This window comes from Lampropedia hyalina DSM 16112 (assembly GCF_900129055.1).
Taxonomy (GTDB): domain Bacteria; phylum Pseudomonadota; class Gammaproteobacteria; order Burkholderiales; family Burkholderiaceae_C; genus Lampropedia; species Lampropedia hyalina.
The window spans coordinates 21,923-47,120 of sequence record NZ_FQUZ01000027.1; the positions used below are offsets into that span (position 1 = coordinate 21,923).

At 62.8% G+C, this 25,198-nt stretch carries 23 protein-coding genes and 1 pseudogene; 8 read left to right on the plus strand and 16 right to left on the minus strand.

The annotated features are described in order from the left end of the window. Position 1: 1 nt before the first annotated feature. Positions 2 to 1,243: an acyl-CoA dehydrogenase family protein gene (locus tag BUE21_RS10815; protein ID WP_073356685.1), complete on the minus strand. Its 1,242-nt coding sequence runs from the start codon at positions 1,241 to 1,243 to the stop codon at positions 2 to 4. Between the two features lie 266 nt (positions 1,244 to 1,509). Further along, complete coding sequence (locus BUE21_RS14540) at positions 1,510 to 1,731, minus strand: hypothetical protein (RefSeq protein WP_143164501.1); 222 nt, start codon at positions 1,729 to 1,731, stop codon at positions 1,510 to 1,512. Positions 1,732 to 1,763: 32 nt separating this feature from the next. On the opposite strand from BUE21_RS14540, the gene BUE21_RS10820 reads away from it, so the two are divergent. Genes BUE21_RS10820 through BUE21_RS10845 form a run of 6 tightly spaced genes read left to right on the plus strand, consistent with a single transcriptional unit; the run spans position 1,764 to position 8,053 of the window. Beyond that, positions 1,764 to 2,771 carry an ABC transporter permease gene (locus BUE21_RS10820; protein WP_073356686.1) on the plus strand — a complete coding sequence of 336 codons (1,008 nt, stop codon included), beginning with the start codon at positions 1,764 to 1,766 and terminating at the stop codon, positions 2,769 to 2,771. After that, positions 2,765 to 3,598: an ABC transporter ATP-binding protein gene (locus tag BUE21_RS10825; RefSeq protein WP_073356687.1), complete on the plus strand. Its 834-nt coding sequence runs from the start codon at positions 2,765 to 2,767 to the stop codon at positions 3,596 to 3,598. Before BUE21_RS10820 ends, BUE21_RS10825 begins: the two co-directional genes overlap by 7 nt. Before the next feature lie 45 nt (positions 3,599 to 3,643). Then, entirely contained in the window at positions 3,644 to 4,681 is a 1,038-nt protein-coding gene (locus BUE21_RS10830) for an ABC transporter substrate-binding protein (RefSeq protein WP_073356688.1), read from the plus strand. A 52-nt stretch (positions 4,682 to 4,733) separates the two neighbouring features. Next, the gene (locus BUE21_RS10835) at positions 4,734 to 5,789 is read left to right on the plus strand and encodes an ABC transporter permease (protein WP_234971128.1); all 1,056 of its coding nucleotides are present in this window, start codon (positions 4,734 to 4,736) and stop codon (positions 5,787 to 5,789) included. Next, complete coding sequence (locus BUE21_RS10840; protein ID WP_073356690.1) at positions 5,783 to 6,172, plus strand: copper resistance CopC family protein; 390 nt, start codon at positions 5,783 to 5,785, stop codon at positions 6,170 to 6,172. Before BUE21_RS10835 ends, BUE21_RS10840 begins: the two co-directional genes overlap by 7 nt. A 9-nt stretch (positions 6,173 to 6,181) precedes the next feature. Next, entirely contained in the window at positions 6,182 to 8,053 is a 1,872-nt protein-coding gene (locus BUE21_RS10845; protein WP_073356691.1) for a copper resistance D family protein, read from the plus strand. A gap of 12 nt (positions 8,054 to 8,065) precedes the next feature. Here BUE21_RS10845 and trmD read toward each other — a convergent pair whose 3' ends face one another. The 14 genes from trmD to gyrA form a co-directional block, all read right to left on the minus strand. Then, a complete protein-coding gene (gene trmD / locus BUE21_RS10850; protein WP_073356692.1) occupies positions 8,066 to 8,872 on the minus strand; it encodes a tRNA (guanosine(37)-N1)-methyltransferase TrmD in 807 nt (268 codons plus the stop codon). Positions 8,873 to 8,885: 13 nt separating this feature from the next. Then, a complete protein-coding gene (rimM, locus tag BUE21_RS10855) occupies positions 8,886 to 9,566 on the minus strand; it encodes a ribosome maturation factor RimM (protein ID WP_234971129.1) in 681 nt (226 codons plus the stop codon). Between the two features lie 278 nt (positions 9,567 to 9,844). Continuing rightward, positions 9,845 to 10,102 carry a 30S ribosomal protein S16 gene (gene rpsP / locus BUE21_RS10860; RefSeq protein ID WP_073356693.1) on the minus strand — a complete coding sequence of 86 codons (258 nt, stop codon included), beginning with the start codon at positions 10,100 to 10,102 and terminating at the stop codon, positions 9,845 to 9,847. A gap of 228 nt (positions 10,103 to 10,330) precedes the next feature. Then, a complete protein-coding gene (locus BUE21_RS10865; RefSeq protein WP_073356694.1) occupies positions 10,331 to 11,494 on the minus strand; it encodes a lipopolysaccharide assembly protein LapB in 1,164 nt (387 codons plus the stop codon). Between the two features lie 2 nt (positions 11,495 to 11,496). After that, positions 11,497 to 11,844, minus strand: a complete 348-nt coding sequence (locus BUE21_RS10870; RefSeq protein ID WP_073356695.1) for a LapA family protein — start codon at positions 11,842 to 11,844, stop codon at positions 11,497 to 11,499. A gap of 35 nt (positions 11,845 to 11,879) precedes the next feature. Next, complete coding sequence (locus BUE21_RS10875; protein ID WP_073356696.1) at positions 11,880 to 12,179, minus strand: integration host factor subunit beta; 300 nt, start codon at positions 12,177 to 12,179, stop codon at positions 11,880 to 11,882. A gap of 175 nt (positions 12,180 to 12,354) precedes the next feature. After that, the gene (rpsA, locus tag BUE21_RS10880; protein WP_073356697.1) at positions 12,355 to 14,085 is read right to left on the minus strand and encodes a 30S ribosomal protein S1; all 1,731 of its coding nucleotides are present in this window, start codon (positions 14,083 to 14,085) and stop codon (positions 12,355 to 12,357) included. Between the two features lie 165 nt (positions 14,086 to 14,250). Further along, positions 14,251 to 16,317, minus strand: coding sequence for a bifunctional 3-phosphoshikimate 1-carboxyvinyltransferase/cytidylate kinase (locus BUE21_RS10885; RefSeq protein WP_073356698.1), 2,067 nt, complete (start codon positions 16,315 to 16,317; stop codon positions 14,251 to 14,253). 54 nt (positions 16,318 to 16,371) lie between these two features. Continuing rightward, positions 16,372 to 17,247 (minus strand): prephenate dehydrogenase, encoded by an 876-nt coding sequence (locus BUE21_RS10890; protein WP_073356699.1) that lies wholly within the window; start codon positions 17,245 to 17,247, stop codon positions 16,372 to 16,374. 10 nt (positions 17,248 to 17,257) lie between these two features. After that, positions 17,258 to 18,367: a prephenate dehydratase gene (pheA, locus tag BUE21_RS10895; RefSeq protein WP_073356700.1), complete on the minus strand. Its 1,110-nt coding sequence runs from the start codon at positions 18,365 to 18,367 to the stop codon at positions 17,258 to 17,260. A gap of 77 nt (positions 18,368 to 18,444) precedes the next feature. Further along, a complete protein-coding gene (gene serC, locus BUE21_RS10900; protein ID WP_073356701.1) occupies positions 18,445 to 19,560 on the minus strand; it encodes a 3-phosphoserine/phosphohydroxythreonine transaminase in 1,116 nt (371 codons plus the stop codon). 28 nt (positions 19,561 to 19,588) lie between these two features. Then, positions 19,589 to 20,383, minus strand: coding sequence for an alpha/beta fold hydrolase (locus BUE21_RS10905; protein ID WP_073356702.1), 795 nt, complete (start codon positions 20,381 to 20,383; stop codon positions 19,589 to 19,591). 22 nt (positions 20,384 to 20,405) lie between these two features. After that, positions 20,406 to 20,708: a hypothetical protein gene (locus BUE21_RS10910; protein ID WP_143164502.1), complete on the minus strand. Its 303-nt coding sequence runs from the start codon at positions 20,706 to 20,708 to the stop codon at positions 20,406 to 20,408. Positions 20,709 to 20,722: 14 nt separating this feature from the next. Continuing rightward, on the minus strand, positions 20,723 to 23,377 hold the full coding sequence (gyrA, locus tag BUE21_RS10915; protein ID WP_073356704.1) for a DNA gyrase subunit A: 2,655 nt from the start codon (positions 23,375 to 23,377) through the stop codon (positions 20,723 to 20,725). Between the two features lie 357 nt (positions 23,378 to 23,734). Here gyrA and ompA point away from each other — a divergent pair, with 357 nt between their 5' ends. Then, entirely contained in the window at positions 23,735 to 24,394 is a 660-nt protein-coding gene (gene ompA / locus BUE21_RS10920; protein WP_073356705.1) for an outer membrane protein OmpA, read from the plus strand. A 298-nt stretch (positions 24,395 to 24,692) separates the two neighbouring features. After that, a pseudogene (locus BUE21_RS10925) lies at positions 24,693 to 25,198 on the plus strand (RNA-guided endonuclease InsQ/TnpB family protein); the annotation flags it as partial.

Genomic DNA, 25,198 nt, shown 5'->3' on the forward strand with positions numbered 1-25,198 from the left:
GTCAATCTTCAGGAATGGGCACCACGCCAATCTTCCACTGGTCGGGTGCGGGCGTGCCATTGACGGCAAAGTCGCCTGCAATTCTATCCTTGTAGATTCTGGGATTGTGGGTGGCCAGCGTGCGCACATTGCGCCAGAAGCGATCCAGCGCGTGGGGCACCAGCGTGGAGGAAGCCCCCAGCGCGTCGAACAGGTGCGTGGATGCTTGCAGAATCAGCTCGAACACCAGGGTCTGCGACTGGGCGATTTCCAGATCGGCAATTTCGCGGGCATGGCCAATGGCAGCGGCATCGTCACCGCGCTGGCGTGCCTGCCAGACGCGCTCCAGTGCCCTGGCATTCTGCAACACGATGGCACTGGCACTGTAGGCAGCGGCCCGCAGGCGGCCCACGACTTCGAGAATCTGCGGGTCATGGCGCACCCGCGCGGCATTGCCGTTGCTGAAGCTGCGGGTGCGCTCGCGCACGGCCGCCGCCGTCTCCTCGCTGATGGCACGGCCAATGCCCGCCACGGTGGCCAGATGCACGAGTTGGTAGAAGGCCTGGGAATAGGGGAATTTCTCGTCGTCGCCGCGAATCTGCTCGGGCTGCACCACCACTTCGGTGTAGCGGGTGGTGCCGCTGGATGTGAGCCGCTGGCCAAAGCCGTTCCAGTCGTCCAGCGGATCCACGCCCGGTGCGTCACGGCGCACCAGCACGGCATAGGCCTGATCGTCATCGCCGGTCGCGCCCACATCGATCCAGTCGGAATAGCGCACGCCGGTGGAATAGAACTTGGTGCCGTTGAGATACCAGATGCCATCGCGCTGCGTCAGGCGCGTGGCCAGCTTGCCCTGCGTGACCTCGCCCGCCTCACCCCGCCCTGGGCCGATCAAGGCTCCTTCGGCAATGCGCTGCAACCAGTCCTCGCGCCAATCCTTGCGACCGGAATTCAGCGCAACTTCCACGAAGCCCAGATGGGCACGGATGGACTGCACCACGTTGGAGTCGGCCTGCGCCAGCTCGATCAGCAGATTGAACAGTTCCGGCAGGCTGGCTCCGCTGCCGCCGTATTCCACCGGCACACGGATGGCCGTCAGGCCCGCCTGGGCGAGTTGCCGCACCTGATCCTGCGGGAGCTGGCGTGTGAGTTCGCGCTCGATGGCCCCGGTGCGGATGTCCGCAAAAATTCCCCGGAAGCGGCTGGCCAGGGTTTCGTAGCGTTCGCTGGGGCCTTCGCCCCAACCTTGTGTGGTTTGTGTCATGTGTGGGTTGTCCGTTGAGAAACAGGGCTGACGCAGTGATTTCATCTTTGCGAGAATTCCATGAAACCACCACCATCAAAAAACAAATATATTCAAGGAATACCAATATTCTAGAAGTATTTATTACCCATAATAAATATATTATTCAAATAAATTTATTTCCAAAAGCCATAAAAATCAAGATGCGCCACACCCGCTGGCGACCGGCAGCACCCTGTGAACGCTGCAATGCACAACAATATAACCATTTGAAATTTCATCATATTTCAAAAATACACCGAAGAATCAATTGCAACAACCATCCAGCAGTGTTGCGCCAGCAACAGTTCATCAACAATCTGACCGATTTTCCCCATCGGCTTACTTGTTATTTGCAGCGAATGCCACGAATATTCTCTATTTGAATCTGGCACGGCAAATGCTTTGGTATTTTTCAATCGGGAAAATATCGAAACAAGCAACGAGTTCCTGACTGGGGGATTTTTCATGAATCGCAGCACACAGAAACGGAAAACACGATATGGGTGAAGCATTGGCCTCTGCAAAATTTCAGCCCGACCGCCGCAGCCGGGTGACGTGGCTCACAAAGGATGCACTGCTGGGAGTTTCGGCTGTGGGCGCGTGGGCCTTGGCCGCCATCTCGGCCATCGCGCTGGAAGACGTGGGCGACTGGTCAGAAACGCGCCACTACGCCATCGGCACAGCGGTGATTGCGGCCTTGCTGCTGGCGGCCCTATCGGGCGGTCGCTGGTGGCCCGGTGTGCGCGAGAAGGTCATCCACAAGTCACCGTGGCTGATCGTCTCCGGGCTGTTGCTGACCCTGTGGGAGCTGGCGGCGGCCAAGCTCGGCTGGGTTCCGCAGCCCTTCTTTCCGCCGCCGCAGGCACTGGTGGAAGTGTTCGTGTGGGAGTGGCAGGAGGTGGGCAAGCACCTGCTGGCGTCCCTGCGCCTGGTGGTGGTCGGGGCGATTGTGGGGGCGGCCGTGGGCTTCGTGATTGGCGTTTCGATTGGCTGGTCCACGCACATTGGCTACTGGGCACATCCAGTGCTGCGCTTCATCGGCCCGCTGCCTTCCACGGCCCTGCTGCCGGTGGTGTTCTTTATCTTCCCCAGCAGCTATGGGGCCAGTATTTTCCTGATCGCGCTGGCCGCCGGTTTTCCGGTCGCCATCCTGAGCTGGTCGGGTGTGGCGAACGTGGACAAGGCGTATTACGACGTGGCCCGCACGCAGGGGCTTAGCACCTGGGGGCTGATCTTCAAGGTGGCGATTCCGGCGGCCCTGCCCAATGTGTTCGTGGGCCTGTTCATGGCACTGGGTGCGGCATTTTCCGCACTGATGGTGGCCGAGCTGGTGGGCGTAAAAGCCGGGCTGGGTTTCTACATTCAATGGTCGCAGGGCTGGGCGTCCTATGCCAACGTCTGGGCCACGGTGCTGATTCTGGCGTTGGTGTGCTCCAGCTCCATCACGATTTTGTTCAAATTCCGGGACCGTTTGCTGTCCTGGCAGAAAGGGCTTGTGAAATGGTAATCGCTTTGCGCAAGGCGGACTTCGAGGACGAGGCCGCATGGGACGAGGGCACGGTCGTGCTGCCCAAGGGCAAGGGCGCGTCGCTGGGCATCGAGAATGTCAGCCATGCGTTCGATCTGGATGGCGCGGAACTCCCGGTGCTCAATCAGGTGAATCTGCAAGTGGAGCCGGGCGAATTCGTGGCCTTGCTGGGGCCGTCGGGCTGCGGCAAATCCACACTGCTGCGGCTGATTGCCGGGCTGGAGCCACCCAGCGAGGGAACGCTGTACGAGAACGGCCAGCCCATCACCGCACCGCATCCGTCGCGCGTGGTGGTGTTTCAGGACCCAACGCTGTTTCCGTGGCGCACGGTCTGGCGCAATGTCGCGCTGGGGCCGGAAGCGCAGGGGGTGCTGAAGCAGCAGCGCGGGCGGGTGGAACAGGCCATCGATCTGGTGGGGCTGTCGCATTTCAACAAGGCATATCCGCACCAGCTTTCGGGCGGCATGGCACAGCGGGTGGCACTGGCGCGCGCCCTGGTCAATGACCCGGCCATCCTGATTCTGGACGAGCCACTGGGCAAGCTCGATTCACTCACGCGCCTGACCATGCAGTCGGAAATCGTCTCGCTCTGGCAGGCCAAGGGCTTCACGTCCATTCTGGTGACCCACGACGTAGAAGAAGCCCTGTTTCTCGCCACCCGCGTGGTGGTCTTCAGCGAACGCCCGGCCACGGTGAAGGCCGACTTCAAGGTGAACCTGCCCTACCCGCGCCACCGGGGCGACCCACGCCTGGTCGAGCTGCGCCGCCAGAGCCTGGCCCTGCTGGGACTGGCCGAAAGCTGGTAGGCCACATGCCCGACCAACCATTCTTACCATCTGAAAGGAACCACGATGTCTGACCCACTGGACACCCTCCACCGCATTTCCCGCCGCTCCATCATCCGTGGCGGCGCGGCCCTGGCCGTGGGCGCGCCGCTGATTGGCGGGCTGTATCCCGGCCTGTCGAATGCCGCCAGCAGCAAGCCCACGGGCGAGCCGATCAAGCTGGGCTGGACCGGCACGGGGGTTTGCCTGATTTCGATTCCCGTCGCACAGGAAAAAGGCTTTTTCAAGAAGCACGGGGCCCATATCGAGTTCGTGAACTTCGGCTCGAATTTCGCCGCCGGGGTTGAATCCGTCTCCTCCGGGAAGATCGATGTTTTCGTCAATTTCATCCTCCAGTACCTCAAGCCGCTGGAGCAGGGCGTGAACGTGCAGTTCACCGGCGCGGTGCATGGCGGCTGCATCCGCCTGCTGGCCCGTTCGGATTCGGCAGAGACCGACTACGCCTCGCTCAAGGGCAAAGCCATTGGCGTGCGCTCCATCGACAGTCCGGGCAAGCAGTTCCTGTCCGTGCAGTTGTACAAGGCAGGCATCGACCCGCAGACCGAGGTGGAATGGAAGGTCTATCCCACCGACTTGCTGGGCGAGGCCATCAACAAGGGGGAAATTCAGGCGGCCATCGATGCCGACCCGGCCATCTACCTGGTGCTCAAGAACAGCAAGGGCAGGCTGACGGAGATCGGCGGGCTGCATTCCGGCCTGTATGCCGATTTGAGCTGCTGCGCCATCGGCATTCGCAAGGAATTCATCGCGTCACGGCGGGGCGATGCCGCCGCCGTGACGCGGGCACTGCTGGAAGCGGCGCAGTGGACGCACGAAAACCCCGACGAAGCCGCCGAACTGTTCACCAGCTATTCCCCCGTGGACCGCGAGACGCTGGGGGAAATCATCCGCAGCCACACGCACCATGTGAATTTCCCGGTGGGTGAGCGCTTTCGTCAGGAGCTGCGCACCTACACCGAGGAACTCAAGACCGTGGGTATCGTGCGCAAACGCACCGACCCGCACGCCTTTGTCCAGCGCATCACGGTGGACGTACTGAGCTGATGGCCCCCGAAGCCACCGCATCCTTGAACCGCATCGAAGCAAAGGGATTCCCGTGAGTCACAGCGCATCACACCAGCCCCTTCCCCCGCCATCCTTGGTACAGCGGGTTTCTTCCGCCCTCCTGCGGCCCGCCCAGCCTGCCGATACCAGTGCCCGCCGCAGGCTGCTGCGCCTGGGTCTGGCAGCACTGGCCTGGTTCGCCACAGGAGCCATCACCCAGTTCTGGCCGGACATTCCGGGCGTGGCAGGCAGCGCAAGCAGCAGCGATCTGGCGGCCCTGCAATGGCTGCTGGGACTGCTGTTGCTGCTGGTCGTGCCGCTGTACCAGCGGCTGGGCAAGGCGGGCCGCTGGTTCTACCGCAACGCCCCCCGGCTGACCGCGCTGGCGGTGCTGCTGGGCATCTGGCAAATAGCCTCGGCCAAGACGGGTTACTGGCGACAGCCCTACTTTCCACCGCCACAAGGCGTGTTCGAGGTGTATTTCAAGGAGTGGGCGCGGCTGCTGGACAGCATCAAATCGTCGCTGATCCTGCTGTCTGCGGGCATTTCGATTGGCGGGCTGGTGGGTTTTCTCACCGGGCTGCTGACGGGCTGGTCGCGCCAGGTGGGCTACTGGTCGCGGCCGGTGCTGCGCTTCATCGGCCCGGTGCCAGCCACTGCGCTGATTCCGATCGCGCTGTTCCTGTTTCCCAGCAGTTTCACCGCTGGGGTCTTTCTGGTGGCACTGGCAACCTGGTTCTCGGTGGCAGTGCTGACCTGGTCGGGCGTGGAAAGCGTGCGGGCCGAATACTACGACGTGGCCCGTACCCTGGGCGCGAACACCGGCTTCCAGTTGCTGAAGATCGCCATTCCTGCCTCGCTGCCACATGTCTTCGTCGGGCTGTTCATGGGGCTGGGCAGTGCCATCTCGGTGCTGGTCGTGGCCGAAATGGTGGGCGTGAAATCCGGGCTGGGCTATTTTCTGGACTGGTCGCAGAGCTGGGGAGCCTACGGCCATCTGTACGCGGGCCTGTTCCTGATGGCCCTGCTTTTTTCATTGCTGACCACCGCACTGTTCCGCATCCGTGACAAGGTGCTGGTGGGACAGAAAGGAGACATCCAATGGTAAGACACCCCCTGCAACACCCCGCACTGCGCCTGCCAATACTGACAGCCGCGATGGGCCTCGGCCTCTGCGGCACGGCCCTCGCCCATGCCCACCTGGACTTTGCCACGCCCCCGGTGGATGGCACGCTGCGCAGTGCCCCCCAGCAGGTGCAGATCGGCTTCACCGAAGCCCTGGAGCCAGCCCTCTCCAGTCTCAGCGTCCACAATGCCGCTGGCGACCGGGTGGATAGTGGCCATGCCACGGTATCCGCCAACGACCGGCGGGTGCTGGAAATCGGCCTGCCACAGCCTCTGGCCGCAGGCAGCTACACGGTGCGCTGGGCCATCACCTCAGTGGACACGCACCGCACCGAAGGCGACTACCGCTTCACCATCCAGCCCTGACCCCGCACCGTGCCCTGGAACCCTGCCGACCTGGCCCTGCTGGTGCTGCGCGTGGCGCGCGGGCTGGAATTGCTGGCCGCCCTCAGCCTGTTCGGCACGCTGTTCTTTGTCGCCCTGATTGCATGGCCGCACTGGCACGCAGCACCCGCGTTGCACTCTCGCCTGAAGCATTGGCTGCATGGCGCGTTGGCCCTCCAGTTGCTGGCCGTGGTGGCCTGGCTGCTGGCGCAGGCGCAGTTGGTGCACAGTCCGCAGGGCCTCTGGCATGGGCTGCTGCTGGTCGGGGGGCAAACCCTGTTCGGCAAGGCACTGCTGCTGCGCAGTGGGCTGTTCGTGCTGGCCGTGGGCATGGCCACGGCACCAGAAAAACTCTGGCGCATCGGGCTGGCCGTCGGGCTGGCGGCATGTGCCCTGCTGCTGCAAACCCGGCTGGGACACACGGCCGCCGCCACTGGCTGGCGACTGCCCGCACTGCTGGCCATCCATGTGCTGGCCGCCGGGGTCTGGCTGGGGGGTCTGCTGCCACTGTTGGGGCTGCTGGGGCACGTCCAAGGGCCAGCGCAGTTGGCAGTGGTGCGGCGTTTCTCCCTGGCAGGGCGAGCGGCGGTGCTGGCACTGGCCTTCACCGCCAGCTTCATGGCATGGCACTGGACGGGAGGGCTGGGCGGTTGGTTCGGCACCCCCTACGGCCTGACCGCGCTGGGCAAGATGCTGGGGCTGGTGCTGCTGCTGGGGTGTGCCGCCGTGAACCACTGGGTGTTCACGCCCCGGCTGACCACCACCCCGGATACCGCCACCCGGCATCTGCGCCTGAGCATCGGCCTGGAAAGCCTGCTGGGGCTGCTGGTCATTGCCCTGGCCGTGCTGCTGGCCACCTTGCCACCGGGAGCACACATCCAGCCCGAATGGCCATTCGCCATTCAACCCGATGCCCGTGCCTGGGCACTGCCCTGGGTTCCGGCGGAATTTCGCAAACTGCTTGTTCTGCTGCTGGTGGCCGTGCTGGGCGTGGCCGCGCTGGGCTGGCGCAGCACCCGTGTGGCCGGGCCGGTGCTGGCACTGGGGCTGCTGTGGTGGCTGCCCAGCCCCAATCTGCACTATTTCGTGCAACCCGCGCACGCGGCCAGCTTCTACCGCTCGGAAACACGCTACACCGCATCTGCGATTGCGCGTGGCCACGATCTGGTGCGCCAGCACTGCCTAGACACCTGCTTTGCAACCCGCAACGACCCCACCAACCTGACCCCCTACAACATCTGGCAACGCAGTGATGGCGACTTCTTCGACTGGCTGACCCGCGTGTTCGACCGCATTGGCCACAGCCCATTGGCCCACGGCACGATTGCCGGCTTCACCGACCGCGAACGCTGGCAACTGGTGGATTATTTCCGCGCCCGCGTCGCCGGTGCGGCGGTGCAGCCCAGCAATCGCTGGCCATATGCCGTGCCCGCGCCCGCCCTGTCACTGCAATGCCACGACCCGCAACTGCGCCAGCTCGGCGACTTGCGCGGGCAACTCGTGCATGTGGTGGCCGTCGGGAATCAACAGCCCGCCCCTGCCGCCATACCCGCACTGCCCGGCGTGCGCCTGACCACCGTGCTGCTGTTCAATGAAGACACAGCCACTGCGCCACCGCCCCACACCTGCCACACCACCCAGCCCGATGCCTGGACGGCATGGGCGATTGCCGGAGGACGCACACCCGAGACCCTCGCGGGCACGGCATTCCTGATGGATCCACAAGGCTGGCTGCGCCTGCGCCTGTTGCCAGAAGACGGCCCCTCACGCCCGACCTCTGCCTTGCCACTGGAACAGGCCATCGGCTTTATTCTGGAGAACCCGCTGCCTGCATCCACCGTGGGCGGCCACTCGGGGCATTGACGGGGATGCGTGTCACGGCCGTTTCAGTGCGGAGACACCACCGGTCTGCGCCAGATGCTGGCGGTCGGCCTTGTCCAGCAGTCCAGCGGCATCGGCCTGTTGCAGCAGGTCGGGGCGGGCAGTGGCCGTCCATTCGAGGCTTTGCTGTCTGCGCCAGCGGGCAATGTGGGCATGGTTGCCCGAGAGCAGCACGGCAGGCACGTCCATGCCATCCCAGCACACCGGGCGCGTGTATTGCGGGCAGTCCAGCAAGCCGGAGAGGGCCGGGTTGAAGCTGTCCTGCTGGTGGCTCTGCGCATCGTTGAGCACCCCCGGCTGCAAGCGCAGCACCGCATCGAGAAAGGCAGCGGCCGCCACCTCGCCGCCCGAGAGCACAAAGTCCCCCAGGCTGATCTGCACGTCCACATGGCGGTCGATGAAACGCTGATCCACACCTTCATAGCGACCACACAGCAGAATGGCCCCCTGCGCACGATCGGCCCACTGCTGCACCAGCGGATGCGACAGGGTCTGCCCAAAGGGCGAGAAGTACACCAGCGGCGCGGGGCTGGCCTCACCATCCCAAGGCGTGCGTGCCACCCGCACCGCTTGCAGGCACTGCTGCAAGGGTTCGGCCAGCATCACCATGCCGGGGCCGCCACCGAACGGGCGGTCGTCCACGCGGCGGTACTCGCCTTCGGCATAGTCGCGCGGGTTCCAGAAATGCACCTGCACGGCAGGCGTGTGCCCCTCGCTGGCAGTGGTGGCCCGGCGGTTGATGCCATGCTCCAGATAAGGCGCAATCAGTTGCGGGAACAGGGTGATGATGTCAAAACGCATGGGCTAGGGGCGGTCAATAATCCGGCTGCCAATCGACATGGATGCTCTGTGCAGCCCGGTCCACCTTGTCGATATAGGCATCCACAAACGGAATGAGCCGCTGCGTGGCTTTCTCGCCGGATGCGGTTGCACCGTCCTGCACCACCAGCACGGATTGAGGGCCATTCGAGATGAGCTCCTTCACCACGCCCAGCCGCACGCCTTCGCGGTTGATGACCTGCAAGCCCAGCAAATCCACCCAGTAGAACTCGTCTTCGTTGTCGAGTGCCGGAAAATCCTCGCGCAGCACGAAGATGCGCGCACCCTTGAGGGCTTCGGCCAGATCGCGGTCGGCAATCGCATCGATCTGCGCCACCAGGGTATCGGTGTGTACCCGCACATGGGCAATCTGCACCTGCAAGTCGCCATCGAATACCCTCGCGCCCCGTTCGGCAGGCCGCAGAAACCAGCGTCGCGCCGACAGCAAAGTCTCCGGGTCGGCACTGAACGGCAGCAGCTTGACCCAGCCCTTCACGCCCCAGGCTCCCAGCACCCGCCCGACTTCCACGGCATCGTCCGGCCATTCGGTAGGCAGGCGCAGATCATCCCAGACACTGGCGGTGGGGGCTGGCAGAGGCTTGGGGGCTGGGGTATGGGACGGGTGACGGCGGTTCATGCGCGTGGCCTGTTCACGGAATGGGAGAAGAATTGACATCCTCCCCTGCCTAAAGGCAGGAGATTCCCGTTTCACAGAATCCAGCCAATGCCTCAAAGAGACACAGGACTTACAGCTTCTCCACGGGCTGACACCGCCAGTCCGGCGGCCAAAATGGATCGAAATGGCAGAACTGCTTGGTTATCGCAATCCTGTGCTGAATTTTACAGAGAGATGAAAAAAGGTACAGCGACACATGGCCTGCTGTACCTGTTTCACGGCAAGGCGTTCACCCGGCAGGGAACGCATTGCGATGGTGTGCTGTGCGGGAGAGCCGATCAGGCAGCCACGACCTGGGCAGCGGCCTGCTTGACCAGACGCTGAACGGTGTCGGAAGCCTGTGCACCCACGCCAGTCCAGTAAGCGTAGCGATCCTGGGCGATGTTCAGGCCCTGTTCCGCACCGCGTGCGGTAGGGTTGTAGTAACCAATGCGCTCGATGAAGCGACCATCGCGGCGCACGCGCTTGTCAGCCACTACGACGTTGTAGAAAGGACGAGCCTTGGAGCCGCCACGGGAGAGTCGGATAACGACCATGTTTGTTCCTTCGGGTGATAGACCAATCCCAGAATGCGCCTGCAACGGCAAACACTCCAGACGGCCAGAAAAGTCTGATTTATCACAGCGTCTGAGACACGCGACATGACCACCCGGTCAGCGACCACGCTGCAAAGCGCGAGATTATAGCCGATAGATGCACAAATGCCAGCAGCGAGTGCGTGCGATCCAGGGCGATCTGCCTGTGTCGGGTCTTGCCCACACTGTTCAAAGCTCCTCGATGCGTTGGGGTGGGTAGCTCTCCCAGCTCTGGCAGCCGGGGCATTGCCAGAAGTAGCGGCGGGTCTCGAAGCCGCAGGCGGCGCAGCGGTAGCGCATCAGCGGCTCCTGGGCGCGTTGCAGGGCTTGCTGCAATGCCGGTCGATCGATGGCGGGCAGTTGCGCGGTCTGTCCCATCCAGCGGGCAGCGGCCACCAGCGAGGGAGCCTGCAACTGGCGCAGCAGATACCACTGGGCGGCCTGCGGGTTCTGCAGGGCCGTTTCCACCTCTACCAGGGCCACCAGAATGTCCAGGCTGGGCTGGCGTTCGTACTGGCGTTGCAGGAATGCCTGGGCCTGCACCAGATGCTCGTGTCCCTGCGCCTGTGCCAATGTGCTCAGGTGGTGGGCCACCAGAGCCAGTGCGGCAGGGGCGGTATCGCGTGTTTCCAGAGCCAGTATGGCCTGCCAGGCGGTTTCGGGGCGATCTTGCCGCAGCCACAGTTCGATGGTTTCGATGTGGGGGCGGATGCTGCTGGAGGCTTCCTTGCGGGCGGCTTCCAGCAGTTGTGCGGCCTGTTCGTACTGCTGGCCCTCACGGGCCTGCACGGCCTGTTCGCACAGGTAATGGCAGCGTCTACCGCTGAAGTCTCCCTGGGCGTTTTTCTCCATCTGGCGGGTGACTTCGGTGGCGAGTTTCCAGTCCTGGGCGCGCTCGTAGATGAACAGCAGGGCAATCAGGCCATCGTTCTCCAGCGAGGTGCCTGCGAGTTTCTTCAGGGCGGTCTCGGCTCGGTCGTACAGGCCTGCCTTCATGAAATCCTGCGCCAGATCGTACTGGGCACGGTCGCGGTCGTGGGGGTGCAGGTCGGCACGCGCCAGCAGGTGTTCATGCACGCGGATGGCGCGGTCGTATTCGCCCCTTCGGCGAAACAGATTGCCCAGGGCAAAGTGCAGCTCGATGGTGTCGGGGTCGTTCTGCACGGCCTGCACAAAGACATCAATGGCCTTGTCCTGCTGTTCGTTGAGCAGGTAGGTAAGGCCACGGTAGTAGGTTTTGGGGGCACTGCGCTGGAGGATGCGCATCTGTCGCCAGTCCAGCCGCGAGGCCAGCCAGCCCAGCACGAATGCGAATGGCAGGGCCAGCAGCAACCAGGAAAATTCAAATCCCATGACTAGACATGCTCCGGTGGTGCAGGGGTTGGGCGGGCAGCGGCTGTTGCAACGGCTGCATCGGCATCGGGTCGGGTGGGGGCAGAACGCGCAGCCCGTTCAGTTGCACGGTGTACGGTGGTTGAGGCAGGCACTGGCTGGGGCGGCTGCACACGCCGCCGGGCGGGAAGCCAGCTTCCCAGGCCAATCAGCAGCCCCAGGCCAAAGGCCACCAGCACGGCCAGTACCAGTGGCCCGCGCCATTGCGCGCCGAAGAACCAGTGCACCACGATGTCATGCTGGTTGTTCAGCGAGAACGCGAACAGCAGAAAAAAAATGGCTGCACGCAGCAGCCATACCAGAAATTTCACGGCTGAGCCTCGGAATGTGGGAGGTCAGGGTTGGTTCAGGCTTGTTCGGCCTTCAGTGAGGCATCCACGGCTTCGCGCAGGGCTTTGCCGGGCTTGAAGTGCAGCACGCGCTTTTCGGGCACGGAAACCAGGTCCCCATTGCGCGGATTGCGGGCAATGCGGGGGGGGCGGCGATTGACGGTAAAACTGCCAAAGCCGCGAATTTCGATGCGCTGCCCTTGCTCCAGCGCGTGCGCCATGCGCTCCAGAATCGCCTTGACGGCGAACTCGGCATCGGCCTGGCTCAATTGGCTGAAGTGCGCAGCGAGTTCCTCAACGAGATCAGATCGGGTCATACGTTTCTACCGGCTGGTGGCGGGCAAGGCGCGGGTGTGCAATGGATGCACGCCCTTGCATTGGCTGCCGTTGATGGGCAAGTGCCGTGGCATGGGCAGGGAGCTGCGAAAGGCAGGCCCCTGCCCTGCCGGGCACAGCGGCGGGGGTGTGGATTATGACACCCCCAGAGAAGAATTATTTCTCTTCTGCGGCCGCGTTTTCCAGCTTGGCCTTGAGCAGCGCGCCCAGGCTGGTGGTACCGGCATGGGCCACCGACTGTTGCGCCAGGCTGGCCAGTGCATCCTGCTGGTCGGCAGCATCCTTGGCACGGATGGACAACTGGATGTTGCGGCTCTTGCGGTCGATGTTGGTGATGATGGCGGTGACTTCGTCGCCTTCCTTCAACACGTTGCGGGCATCTTCCACGCGGTCGGCGGAGATGTCGGACGCACGCAGGTAGCCCACGATGTCTTCACCCAGGTCGATTTCGGCACCCTTGGCATCCACGGTCTTGACCTTGCCGGTCACGGACTGGCCCTTGTCATTGACAGAGACGAACGTGGTGAAAGGATCGGCATCGAGTTGCTTGATGCCCAGGCTGATGCGCTCGCGATCCACATCGACGGCCAGCACGATGGCTTCGACTTCCTGGCCCTTCTTGTAGTTGCGCACGGCGGCTTCGCCCGGTTCGTTCCAGGACAGGTCGGAGAGGTGCACCAGACCGTCGATGCCGGAAGGCAGGCCCACGAAGACACCGAAGTCGGTGATGGACTTGACGGGGCCTTTGACGCGGTCGCCACGGTTGGTGGTTTGGGCGAAGTCCTGCCAGGGGTTGATGCGGGTCTGCTTCATGCCCAGGCTGATGCGACGCTTGTCTTCGTCGATGTCCAGTACCATGACTTCGACTTCGTCACCCAGGGCCACGACCTTGGAAGGAGCGACGTTCTTGTTGGTCCAGTCCATTTCGGAGACGTGCACCAGACCTTCGATGCCTGGCTCCAGCTCGACGAATGCGCCGTAGTCGGCAATGTTCGTGACCTTGCCGAACAGGCGGGTGTTGGCAGGGTAGCGGCGGGACACTCCGATCCAGGGGTCTTCGCCCATTTGCTTGAGGCCCAGCGAAACGCGGTTCTTCTCGGCGTCGAACTTGAGCACTTTGGCAGTGATTTCCTGACCGGCCTGCACCACTTCGCTGGGGTGGCGCACGCGACGCCATGCCATGTCGGTAATGTGCAGCAGGCCGTCGATGCCGCCCAGATCCACGAATGCACCGTATTCGGTGATGTTCTTGACCACGCCATTGACGATGGCACCTTCGTGCAGGTTGGCCAGCAGTTTTTCGCGCTCTTCGCCCATGCTGGCTTCCACCACGGCACGGTGCGACAGCACGACGTTGTTGCGCTTGCGGTCGAGCTTGATGACCTTGAATTCCAGGGTCTTGTTCTCGTAGGGGGTCAGGTCCTTGACGGGGCGGGTATCGACCAGCGAGCCGGGCAGGAAGGCACGGATGCCATTGACCAGCACCGTCAGGCCACCCTTGACGCGGCCAGAGGTCACGCCGGTGACGAAGTCGCCAGACTCCAGTGCCTGTTCCAGGGCCAGCCAGGAGGCCAGACGCTTGGCGGTGTCGCGCGAGAGGATGGTGTCGCCGTAGCCGTTTTCGATGGAGCCGATGGCGACGGAGACGAAGTCGCCGATCTGGACTTCCACATCGCCTTGATCGTTCTTGAACTCTTCCAGGGGGATGAAGGATTCGGACTTCAGGCCGGCATTGACGACCACGAAGCTGTGCTCGATGCGCACGACTTCAGCAGGGATGACCTCGCCTGGACGCATTTCGGTGCGTTGCAGAGATTCTTCAAATAAGGCGGCAAAAGATTCAGACATGTGTTTCCTTGTCCTGCTGCCGGTTTCCGCCAGCACCATTGCTGGACGTTTCTAGGACGGCAGAGGGGGTGAGGTGTGGGACGGATAGAACCCACGGGGTTTCAGGTGGATGAAACGGCTCGCCCTGCCCCAGAGATATACGCTGGGTCAAGGCAGGCCGGACGGGAAAAATTCGCAAGGATTCGGCCAACAGCCCCGAAGGCATCAGGTAGATGCGCTGTCAGAGGCGTTGTCCCGCTGGAAGCCGGGGTGTTTCTGCGCCCACCAGGAGAGCACCTGCAAGGTGGCTGTGTCGATGTCCATGTCGGAGTTGTCCAGCATCAGCGCATCGTCTGCGGGGCGCAGTGGTGCGACGCTGCGGGAGGCATCCCGCGCATCGCGCGTTTCCAGTTCTTCACGAAGGGTCGTTATATTAGCCGCAAGCCCTTGGGAAATCAATTGCTTATACCGTCTTTCGGCTCTTTTTTCAGCACTGGCGGTCAAAAAGACCTTCAGAACGGCTTGCGGGAACACCACGGTGCCCATGTCACGGCCATCGGCAACCAGTCCGGGCAGGCGCGCACTGTCGCGCTGAAACGACAGCAAGGCCTCGCGCACCGGGCCGATGGCGGAGATCAGCGAGGCGTTGCGGCTGCCTTCGCTGGAGCGGATGGCGAGGGTGATGTCCTCGCCGTCGTAAAACACACGATCCTGCACGAAGGCGACCGGCAGGGTGCGTGCCAGTTGCGCCAGCGCGGTGGCATTGGCGGTGCTGATGTCCAGCCCGTGGTGCTGGGCGGCCCAGCCGGCAATGCGGTAGAGCGCGCCCGAGTCCAGCGTGGCAAATCCCAGGCGTTCGGCCACGCGGGCAGCCAGCGTACCCTTGCCGGACGCGCTGGGGCCGTCGATGCAGATGACCGGGATGTCTGCCGGGTGGGCACGGGCGACAGCGAACAGGGTCTCGAAATAGTCCGGGAAGGTCTTGCCCACGCAGCGCGGTTCTTCGATGCGCAACGGCACCCGCGCCGGATTGAAAGCCGCCAGCGAGAAGCACATGGCCATGCGGTGGTCGTCGTAGGTGGCAATGGAGGCGGTCTGCCATTGCGGAAGGCGCGCCGGTGGGGTGACGGCAATCCAGTCGGGGCCGGATGCCACCGTGGCACCAAGCTTGCGCAGTTCGGTCTGCATGGCGTCGATGCGGTCGGTTTCCTTGACGCGCCAACTGCCGATGTTGCTCAGCCGGGTGGTTCCTTCCGCATAAAGGGCCATGACGGCCAGCGTCATGGCGGCATCGGGGATGTGGTTGCAGTCCAGCTCAATGGCCTTGAGGGGCCAGGCTCCGCGTGTCGCGCTGATCCAGTTCGCCCCGGCCTCAATGTGAACGCCCATCTGCGCGGCCGCTTCCATGAAGCGGATGTCACCCTGGATGGAGTCGGCTCCCACGCCTTCGATGGTGATGCGCTGGCCCTGTGTCGGATCGCTGGCAATGCCGCCCAGTGCAATGAAGTAGCTGGCCGAGGAGGCATCGGCCTCGACGTGAATCTCACCGGGCGACTGGTAGCGGCTGCCTGCCGGGATGGTGAAGCGTTGCCAGCCGTCGTTGCGCACATGGATGCCAAAGCGTTCCAGCAGGCTGAGGGTAATGTGGATGTAGGGGCGGGAGATGAGTTCGCCTTCCACTTCGATCACATAGTCGCGTTCGGCCGCAGCCAGCGGCAGGGCCAGCAACAGGGCGGTGAGAAACTGGCTGGAGACGTTGCCCCGCACGCGAATGTGGGTGTTCTGCGCCAGTGCCTGTGCATCGGCGGCGTGCAGGCGCAGCGGCGGGTAGCCTTCGTTGCGGACGTAGTCGATGCGGCAGCCCAGTTGGCGCAGCGCATCGACCAGATCGCCAATGGGGCGTTCCTGCATCCGTGCCACGCCCGTGAGTTCGTATTCGCAACCCGGTGCGGTCAGCAGGGCCAGCGCGGCGGTGAGCGGACGCATGGCCGTGCCCGCGTTGCCCAGGTGCAGGCTGGCGGTGGTGGGCAGGTGCTGGCGCGACAGGCCACCGATGCGCAGGCTGCGCCCGCTCTCGTCCACGGCCTCGATGGAACAGCCCAACTGGCGCAAGGCACCCAGCATGGCATCGGTATCGTCCGATTCCAGCACATCGTGCACGGTGGTGTACGCGCCTTCGCACAGGGCGGCCAGCAGCAGCACACGGTTGGAGATGCTCTTGGAGCCGGGCAGGCTCACGGTGCCGTGGGCACTGTGCAGGGGGGGAAGGCCCAGAAAGGGAATATCGAACATGCCAGGGGAAGGAAAAAAGAAAACAGAATGCCAGCGGAACCGGGAATCAACCCATCATTCACGCATCCGCCATTGCGCACGGGTTTTGCTGGCCTGGGCGATCAGGCGTTCCAGTTCCACGCCATCGCGGTTTTCCAGCGTCTGCTGCAACTGCGCCAGTGCCGTTTGCATATGTTGCAACTGTGCCAACACTTCGGTGCGGTTGGCCAGCAACACATCGCGCCAGAGAATGGCATCGCCCGCAGCAATGCGGCTGAAGTCACGGAAACCCGGGCCTCCCATGGCCAGCAGTTGCGCGGCATTGCCCTGTGCCAACAGGCCATTGATGTAGGCGAATGCCACCAGATGCGGCATGTGGCTCACGGCAGCCATCACCGCATCGTGTTCCTGCGGCAACATGGTGGTCAGGTGTGCGCCCAAAGCCGTCCAGAGTTCGGCGGCCTGTTGCAGTTTCTCCGGCATGGTTTCGTGCAGAGGTGTCAGCACCACGCGCGCGCCGCGATACAGATTGGCATCGGCATAGGCCACGCCCGCCGATTCCTTGCCGGTGACGGGGTGTGCGGGCACGAAGTACTGCACGTTCCAGCCCAGCGACTGGCGCGCGGCATCGGCCACATCCTGTTTGGTGGAGCCAACATCCATGACCAGGGTATCGGAGCGCACATAGTCGCGGATGTTCTTCAGCATGTCCGCCGTGGCAGAGACAGGCACGGCCAGCAGAATCAGATCGGAGCCGATGCAGGCCTGCAAGGCGGACTGCGCCTGCGAGTCAATCACGCCCAGGTCATAGGCTTTCTGTGTGGTGGAAGGAGATTTGCTGTAGCCCACCACATGCCGTACCAGACGGGCTTTCTTCAGTGCCAGCGCGAAGGAGCCGCCCATCAGTCCACAGCCGATCAGCCCCAGTTGCTGGTATTTGCGGGTTCGCATCACACCCCTCTCAACTTTTGACCGGGTAGGCACCCAGCAGTTTGAAAAACGCACTGAGCTGTCGCAATTCATGCAGGGCTTTCGCCACATTTTCCTGTGCAGGATGACCATCAATGTCAATATAAAAATAATACTCCCACTGGCCGGTGCGGGCCGGGCGCGACTCAAAGCGCGTCATCGACACGCGGTGGGTCTTCAGCGGTGTGAGCAGATCGTGCACGGCCCCCGGTTTGTTGGGCACCGACAGCACCAGACTGGTGCAGTCATGGCCGGAAGGCTCCGGCATGGCCAGTGTCTGCGGCAGCGTGATGATGGCGAAGCGGGTGCGGTTGAACGCATCGTCCTGAATCGCCGGGGCCACAATGTGCAGGCCGAACATGGCGGCCGCACGCTCACTGGCCAGAGCCGCCCAGGCCGGATTGGTGGCCGCCAGCCGCGCGCCTTCGGCATTGCTGGAGACCGGGCGGCGTTCCGCATGGGGTAAATGCCGCGCCAGCCAGGCATGGCATTGCGCCAGGGCCTGCGGGTGCGCCAGCACGGCCTCGATGCCTTCTGCAGAATCGCCCAGGCGCAGCAGGTTGTGGCGCACTTGCAGGCTGACCTCGCCCACCACATGCACCGGGGAATGCAGCAGCAAATCCAGCGAGCGCGTCACCACCCCTTCATTGGAATTCTCGATGCCCACCACGCCAAACTGCACATGCCCGGCCGTGGTGGCATGGAACACCTCATCGAAGCTGTTGCAATAGACCATGTCCGCCGCCCCGCCGAAATACTCCAGCGCGGCCTGTTCGCAAAACGTGCCCGCCGGCCCCAGTACCGCCACACGCTGGGGCGACTCCAGTGCCAGACAGGCCGACATGATCTCGCGCCAGATGGCCGATACATGCGCGGCCTTCAGCGGGCCACCATTGGCCTTCTGCATTTTCTCAATGACCTGGGCCACGCGATCCGGGCGAAAAAAAGTGCTGCCCTCCTGCTTCTTCAACTCCCCCACTTCCTGCGCCACGCGGGCGCGCTGGTTGAGCGTGTCCAGCAGTTGCCGGTCGAGCGTGTCGATGCGGTCGCGCAATGCCAGCAATTGCGGAGTGGCAACGGGTTCAGTGGGTTTGGTGCTCATGGGGAACAGCTTCCGAATGGGGTCAGGCCGCGAGGCGGAACAAAGGGCAAAGGGCAGGGATGAAATGGACTAGAAAATCAGGCAGAAGTTTTCTCGAATTCCTGCAAATAGGCAATCAAGGCCTCCACGCCTGCATCACTCATGGCGTTGTAAAGGCTGGCACGCATCCCGCCCACCGATTTGTGTCCCTTGAGCTGCAACAGCCCACGCGCCTTGGCTCCGGCCAGAAACTCCGCGTTGCGGCTCTCGTCGGTCAGGAAGAACGGAATGTTCATGCGCGAGCGTGCGGCGGGCTGCACGCGGTTCTGGTAAAAGCTGCTGGCATCGAGAAAATCATACAGCCGACTGGCTTGGCGAATATTGCGTGCCTCGATGGCAGCCAGCCCGGTCAGGCTGCCTTCCTGCTGGCGCAGCACCCAGTCGAACACCAACCCGGCCACGTAAATGCCCCAGGTGGGCGGTGTGTTGTACATGGAATCGTTCTTGGCCACCAGTTCGTAGTTGAAGGCACTGGGGCAGATCGGCAGGGCATGGCCGATCAGGTCTTCGCGCACGATGACGATGGTCAGGCCGGCAGGCCCCAGGTTCTTCTGCGCCCCGGCAAACGCCAGCCCCACGCGGCTCCAGTCGATAGTGCGCGAGGCAATGTGCGAGGAGCAATCGATCACCAGCGGAATATCGGCTCCCAGAGCCTTCAGGTCGGGCAGTTCCTGGAACTCCACGCCGTGGATGGTTTCGTTGCTGCAAATGTGCAGATAGGCGGCCTTCTGGTTCACCTGCCAGGTGGCAGGGTCGGGAATCGCCGTGAAGCCGCTGGCCTCGGCACTGGCAGCAATCTGGGAGTGGGCGTACTTGCCCGCTTCCTTGTGCGATTTCTGGCTCCAGCTACCCGTCAGCACAAAATCCACCGCCGCACCACGCGAGAGGTTCAGCGGCACGATGGCGTTCTCGCCAATGCCACCGCCCTGCATGAACAGGATTCTGTAGTCAGAGGGCACAGCCAGCAGGGTGCGCAGATCACGCTCGGCCTTTTCGTAGATGGCAATGAACTCCGCACCACGGTGGCTCATTTCCATCACACCCAGGCCACTGCCATGCCAGTCCAGCATTTCGGCCGCAGCGGTTTGCAGAACTTCTTCGGGCAGGGCAGCAGGGCCAGCGGAAAAATTGAAGGGGCGTTGAAGTTGGGTCATGTCAGAAAAAAATGTCGATCGAAACCAGTCACTCGGCCTGCCCATGCGGGCACGGCAGGCACAGAAAATCATGCACCACGGCCAAGAATACCGCCGTGGCTTCCTCGTGGGCGGCATGGCCCACGAAGGGAATGTTCAGCAATCCGGCGCAGGCCACCCGCGCCTGCAAGGCTGCCGCTTCGGCCAGCGACAGGAACGGGTCGCCATCGCCGCGCACCAGCAGAGTCGGGGCCACCATCTGGCGCACCGATTCGTTCGGATAGCCGCTGGCCGATATGTCGCTCCAGAGCTGTTTGACATCGGCCAGCAGTGCGTCGAAATCGGGCTGGGGATTCAGGCGTTCGTACTGGGCAATCGCTTCGGGAAAGCGCGTCTGCCAGTCGGCCCGGGTCAGCCCTTGCAGCAGCGGGATGGAGGGGTCGCCCGGCTCCAGCCGCCATTGCGCCCCCAGCGTCACCAGCGCGCGCACCCGCTGGGGGCAGGCCGCCGCCAGCCGATAACCGACGATACCGCCATCGCTGAAGCCCAGAATGCCCGCGCTGGCAATGCCCAGATGGTCCAGCACAGCCAGCACATCGGCCTGGTGCCCGGCATAGCTCAATGGCCCACTGCCGCGCGTGGATCGGCCATGCCCACGCCAGTCCATGCCGATGATGCGCAGTGACTGGGGCAAGCCCGCCACGATGGCATCGAAATCATGCAGCGTACCCAGACCACCCGGCAGCAGCACCAGCGGCTGGCCCGCAGGATCGCCGGTTTCCTCGATGTAAATCTGCGCATCACCCACCGGTATATGGCGGCCACGCTGGTAATCGAAAGGCATGCAGCACCTGTTCCTGAAAAGCTCAGACATCAAAGCCGTAACGCAACACAATGCCCGACCACAGCAGCACCATTCCCAGCACCAGCAATACGGTGCGCAGACGTTGCGAACCAATGGCCGTGGCAGTCACCTCCTGCATCTGCTGACTCAAGGACTGCCTCAGCAACACCGGATGCAAAAACCACAGGCAGCCCATCAGCACCATGCCCAGACCGGCCAGACTCGCCCCCCACTTGCCCTGCGACAAGCCTGTGGCCAGCGACAGCACTCCCGCCCCCAGCCCCAAGGCCAGCCAGAACAGTCGGGAAAAGAGGTATTTCTTCATGCCCTGTACCACTCTTATGCCACAGGCTCTGCGGGCGGTGCATCGGCAGCCACTCCATCATCGGCCTCTGGCACATCACCCCCATTCGCATCGTTCTCCACGATGCGTTGCAGGCCGATCAAGGCCGCGCCATCGTCCAGCGCAATCAGCGTCACGCCCTGGGTGGCGCGGCCCAGCTCACGGATTTCCGCCACGCGGGTGCGCACCAGCACGCCGGTGTCGGTAATCAGCATGATCTCGTCGTCCGCGCGCACCAGCGTGGCGGCCACCACCTTGCCGTTGCGCTCGCTCTGCTGGATGGCGATCATGCCCTTGGTGCCACGGCCGTGGCGGGTGTATTCGGTGATCGCGGTGCGCTTGCCGTAGCCGTTTTCGGTGGCGGTGAGCACGCTCTGCGTCTCGTCCTCGGCCACCAGCATGGCAATCACGCTCTGGCCTTCTTCCAGGTTCATGCCGCGCACACCGCGCGCCTGCCGTCCCATGGGGCGTACATCGTTTTCGTCGAAGCGTACGGCCTTGCCGTTGTCGGCAAACAGCATCACATCGTGCTCTCCATCGGTCAGGGCCGCACCAATCAGGTAGTCACCCTCGTCCAGCCCCACGGCAATGATGCCAGCCTTGCGCGGGTTGCTGAATTCGGTCAGGGCCGTTTTCTTCACCGTGCCCTGCGCTGTGGCCATGAAGACATACTGATCGTCCGGGAAACTGCGGGCCGCACCGGTGAGCGGCAGCACCACAGTGATTTTCTCGCCCTCTTCCAGCGGGAACATATTGACGATGGGGCGACCACGCGAACCACGCGAGCCTTCGGGCACTTCCCAGACCTTGAGCCAGTAGAGGCGACCGCGATCCGAGAAGCACAGAATGTAATCGTGCGTGTTGGCAATGAAAAGCTGGTCGATCCAGTCGTCCTGCTTGGTGGCCGTGGCCTGCTTGCCGCGTCCGCCGCGCCGTTGCGAACGGTATTCCGACAGCGGCTGACTCTTGATATAGCCCGCATGGCTGAGCGTGACCACCATGTCGGTGGGCGTGATGAGGTCTTCGGTGGAGAGGTCCTGCGCGCTGTGCTCGATCTGGCTGCGGCGCGCACCCAGCACAGTTTCGCCGTACTCGGTCTTGATGGCTGCCAGCTCCTCGCCAATGATGGTCGAGACACGCGCCGGATTGGCCAGAATGTCCAGCAGGTCTTCAATTTGCGCCATCACCTCGCGGTACTCGGCCACGATCTTGTCCTGCTCCAGCCCGGTCAGGCGCGAGAGGCGCATGGCCAGAATCTCGCTGGCCTGCACGTCGGAGAGGCGGTACAGCCCATCCTGGCCCAGCCCGAACTGCCGCCCCAGCGTTTCCGGGCGGAAGTCATCGGCATCCACCACGCTGCCATCCGCACGGGTGCGGGTGAGCATGTCGCGCACGGTCTGGCTGTTCCAGCCTCGCGCCATCAGCTCGGCCTTGGCCACGGGCGGCGTGGGCGACTCGCGGATGATGCGGATGAAATCGTCGATATTCGCCAGCGCGACGGCCAGCCCCTCCAGCACATGCCCCCGGTCGCGTGCCTTGCGCAACTCGAACACCGTGCGGCGCGTCACCACTTCGCGGCGGTGTTGCAGAAACACCTTCAGCAAATCCTTGAGGTTGCACAGGCGCGGCTGGCCATCCACCAAAGCGACCATGTTCACGCCGAACGTATCCTGCAACTGTGTCTGCTTGTAGAGGTTGTTGAGCACCACCTCGGCCACTTCGCCACGCTTGAGTTCGATCACCAGCCGCATCCCGGACTTGTCCGACTCATCCTGAATGTGGCTGATGCCCTCGATCTTCTTCTCGTGGACCAGTTCGGCCATGCGCTCCTGCAAGGTCTTCTTGTTCACCTGGTACGGCAGCTCATCGACGATGATGGCCTGGCGTTGCCCCCGGTCGATGTCCTCGAAATGCACCTTGGCGCGCATCACCACACGCCCGCGCCCCGTGCGGTAGCTCTCACGCACCCCGGTCATGCCGTAGATGATGCCGCCGGTGGGAAAGTCCGGTGCGGGGATGAACTCCATCAACTCGTCAATGTCGGCATCGGGCTTGTGCAGCAGATGCAGGCAGGCATTGATGGTTTCTGCCAGATTGTGCGGCGCAATATTGGTGGCCATACCCACCGCAATGCCCGCCGAGCCATTCACCAGCAGGTTCGGAAAACGCGCGGGCAGCACCGAAGGCTCCTGCTCCGAGCCGTCGTAGTTGGGGCCAAAATCAACGGTCTGCTTATCGATATCGGCCAGCAGTTCGTGGGCGATCTTCGTCAGGCGCACCTCGGTATAACGCATGGCGGCCGCATTGTCGCCATCGACCGAACCGAAGTTGCCCTGCCCGTCCACCAGCATGTGGCGTAACGAAAACGGCTGGGCCATGCGCACGATGGTGTCGTAAATCGCGCTGTCGCCGTGCGGGTGGTACTTACCCATCACATCCCCGACGATGCGCGCACTCTTGCGGAAAGGCCGGTTCCAGTCGTTGTTCTGCTCGTGCATCCCATACAGCACACGGCGGTGCACGGGCTTGAGGCCGTCGCGCGCATCCGGCAGGGCACGTCCCACGATCACGCTCATGGCGTAATCCAGGTAGCTGCGGCGCATCTCCTCTTCAAGGCTGATGGGCAGGGTTTCTTTGGCGAATTCGGTCATTCAGTATCCAGACAGGAGCCAGCGGCAAGGCCGGTGCGGCAAAAGCAAAAATCTATGCCTATTGTAAGCTGCCACGAATCCGTCACTTCTGCCCATATCCATGCAAAAATCCTGCACTCCATTACAGGCACGAAGGCCCCAAAAACCAGGGCGACCGCTCCTGCGGCTGCCCTGGCAGGTTGTAGCTATCACGCAACGGTATGCCGCCGAATCGGGCAAAGACAATGCCACGCCTTGCGTTGCAGTAGCTTTTTTTCCACACACTATGGCACAATGAAACCAGCGTTTTTGGTGATGGTCACCAATAGCGTCCAATATTCGCAGCGCGGCTGCGGCCCTTTCCCCAAGAGGAGAACCATGAAGAAACTCAACAAAGTGGCGATGTTGTTTGCCTCTGCTGCATTTGCAACAGCCGCTAGCGCACAAATCCAGGCTGCTGATGGCGGCAACGTCGTGGACAACTGGCAAAACGGCACCGGCGAACTCGTCTGGAAGAACGGTACCGACGAACTGTGCTGGCGCAATGCCTTCTGGACACCTGCAACCGCAGCCGAAAACTGCGACGGTGCCCTGCAAAAGCCTGCTGAAGTCGCCCCACCACCCGCTCCTCCCGTGGTTGAGCCACCTCCACCCCCACCTGCACCTGAGCCTGTTCCCCAGAAGGTCAGCTTCTCTGCTGATGCCTTCTTCGACTTCGACAAGGCCGTGCTGAAGCCTGAAGGCCGTTCCAAGCTCGACGAGCTGGCTGCCAACGTAGGCAAAATCGATCTGGAAGTCATCATCGCCGTGGGTCACACCGACTCCACCGGCCCTGATGCCTACAACCAGAAGCTGTCCGAGCGTCGTGCCAACGCCGTCAAGCAGTACCTGGTTTCCAAGGGTGTTGAAGCCAACCGCGTGTACGCCGAAGGCAAGGGCGAACGGGAACCCGTGGCCACCAACGCCACCCGCAGCGGTCGCGCCCAGAACCGCCGCGTGGAAATCGAAGTGGTCGGCACTTCTGCACCCAAGCAGTAATTGCTGCAACAGCAGATACCTGCAAAGCCCCTCCCCGGAGGGGCTTTTTACCTGATTGCGCGGAAAGCCCCATCGTTCACAGCCTGCCCCGTACTGGATACGGGGGCGTGGATGCAAAGCGCGCAACCCAACGGGTTCCATGTTGGTTCATGGATAACACATTGAAAATATACCCTCTCTGTTAAAGTCAGCACCATGCTGACCGTTGTCAAAACCCTGAAACTTCGCGTGAAGGACAAGCACACGCCACTGCTGTTGCAGATGGCGCGGCAGGTCAATTTCGTGTGGAATTTCATCAATGAGCTCTCCAGCCCGCTCGATTCGGGAGCGCGGCAAGTGGCTGTCCGCCTACGACATCCAAAAGTACACCGATGGAGCGTCCAGGGAATTGGGCTTGCACAGCCAAACAGTGCAACGGGTTTCTGTGAAATACGTCACGCGCCGCCGTCAATTCAAATGCACCCGCCTGAACTGGCGCAAATCCACCGGCAGCCAGCGCAGCCTGGGCTGGATACCCATCAACACCGGCGCGGCTTCTTGGAAGAACGGGCGGGTCTATCACAACGGCCATTATTTCGGCATGTGGGATTCCTATGGCCTGGGCCAGTACAAATTCAAGACCGCCAGCTTCAACGAGGATGCACGCGGTCGCTGGTATTTCAACGTGGCCGTGGAGATTGAAACCAAACCCACAGAAGCCACGGCATCAGTTGGAATCGACCTGGGCCTGAAAGACTGTGCCACCACCAGCACGGGCCAGAAGCTGCATGGCCGCTGGTATCGGGAACTGGAGCCGCAGCTTGC

Bases quoted from the DNA above. Each gene is read 5' to 3' on its own strand.
- rpsA (WP_073356697.1), bottom strand. From the start codon at position 14,085: ATGGTGCTGGCGGAAACCGGCAGCAGGACAAGGAAACACATGTCTGAA.
- BUE21_RS14540 (WP_143164501.1), bottom strand. From the start codon at position 1,731: ATGAAAAATCCCCCAGTCAGGAACTCGTTGCTTGTTTCGATATTTTCC.
- BUE21_RS10875 (WP_073356696.1), bottom strand. From the start codon at position 12,179: ATGACCCGATCTGATCTCGTTGAGGAACTCGCTGCGCACTTCAGCCAA.
- BUE21_RS10910 (WP_143164502.1), bottom strand. From the start codon at position 20,708: ATGAAGAAATACCTCTTTTCCCGACTGTTCTGGCTGGCCTTGGGGCTG.
- pheA (WP_073356700.1), bottom strand. From the start codon at position 18,367: ATGAGCACCAAACCCACTGAACCCGTTGCCACTCCGCAATTGCTGGCA.
- BUE21_RS10825 (WP_073356687.1), top strand. From the start codon at position 2,765: ATGGTAATCGCTTTGCGCAAGGCGGACTTCGAGGACGAGGCCGCATGG.
- gyrA (WP_073356704.1), bottom strand. From the start codon at position 23,377: ATGACCGAATTCGCCAAAGAAACCCTGCCCATCAGCCTTGAAGAGGAG.
- BUE21_RS10815 (WP_073356685.1), bottom strand. From the start codon at position 1,243: ATGACACAAACCACACAAGGTTGGGGCGAAGGCCCCAGCGAACGCTAC.
- BUE21_RS10890 (WP_073356699.1), bottom strand. From the start codon at position 17,247: ATGCGAACCCGCAAATACCAGCAACTGGGGCTGATCGGCTGTGGACTG.
- BUE21_RS10885 (WP_073356698.1), bottom strand. From the start codon at position 16,317: ATGTTCGATATTCCCTTTCTGGGCCTTCCCCCCCTGCACAGTGCCCAC.
- BUE21_RS10830 (WP_073356688.1), top strand. From the start codon at position 3,644: ATGTCTGACCCACTGGACACCCTCCACCGCATTTCCCGCCGCTCCATC.
- rimM (WP_234971129.1), bottom strand. From the start codon at position 9,566: ATGTCAATTCTTCTCCCATTCCGTGAACAGGCCACGCGCATGAACCGC.
- serC (WP_073356701.1), bottom strand. From the start codon at position 19,560: ATGACCCAACTTCAACGCCCCTTCAATTTTTCCGCTGGCCCTGCTGCC.
- BUE21_RS10820 (WP_073356686.1), top strand. From the start codon at position 1,764: ATGGGTGAAGCATTGGCCTCTGCAAAATTTCAGCCCGACCGCCGCAGC.
- trmD (WP_073356692.1), bottom strand. From the start codon at position 8,872: ATGCGTTTTGACATCATCACCCTGTTCCCGCAACTGATTGCGCCTTAT.
- BUE21_RS10905 (WP_073356702.1), bottom strand. From the start codon at position 20,383: ATGCCTTTCGATTACCAGCGTGGCCGCCATATACCGGTGGGTGATGCG.
- BUE21_RS10840 (WP_073356690.1), top strand. From the start codon at position 5,783: ATGGTAAGACACCCCCTGCAACACCCCGCACTGCGCCTGCCAATACTG.
- rpsP (WP_073356693.1), bottom strand. From the start codon at position 10,102: ATGGTCGTTATCCGACTCTCCCGTGGCGGCTCCAAGGCTCGTCCTTTC.
- BUE21_RS10865 (WP_073356694.1), bottom strand. From the start codon at position 11,494: ATGGGATTTGAATTTTCCTGGTTGCTGCTGGCCCTGCCATTCGCATTC.
- ompA (WP_073356705.1), top strand. From the start codon at position 23,735: ATGAAGAAACTCAACAAAGTGGCGATGTTGTTTGCCTCTGCTGCATTT.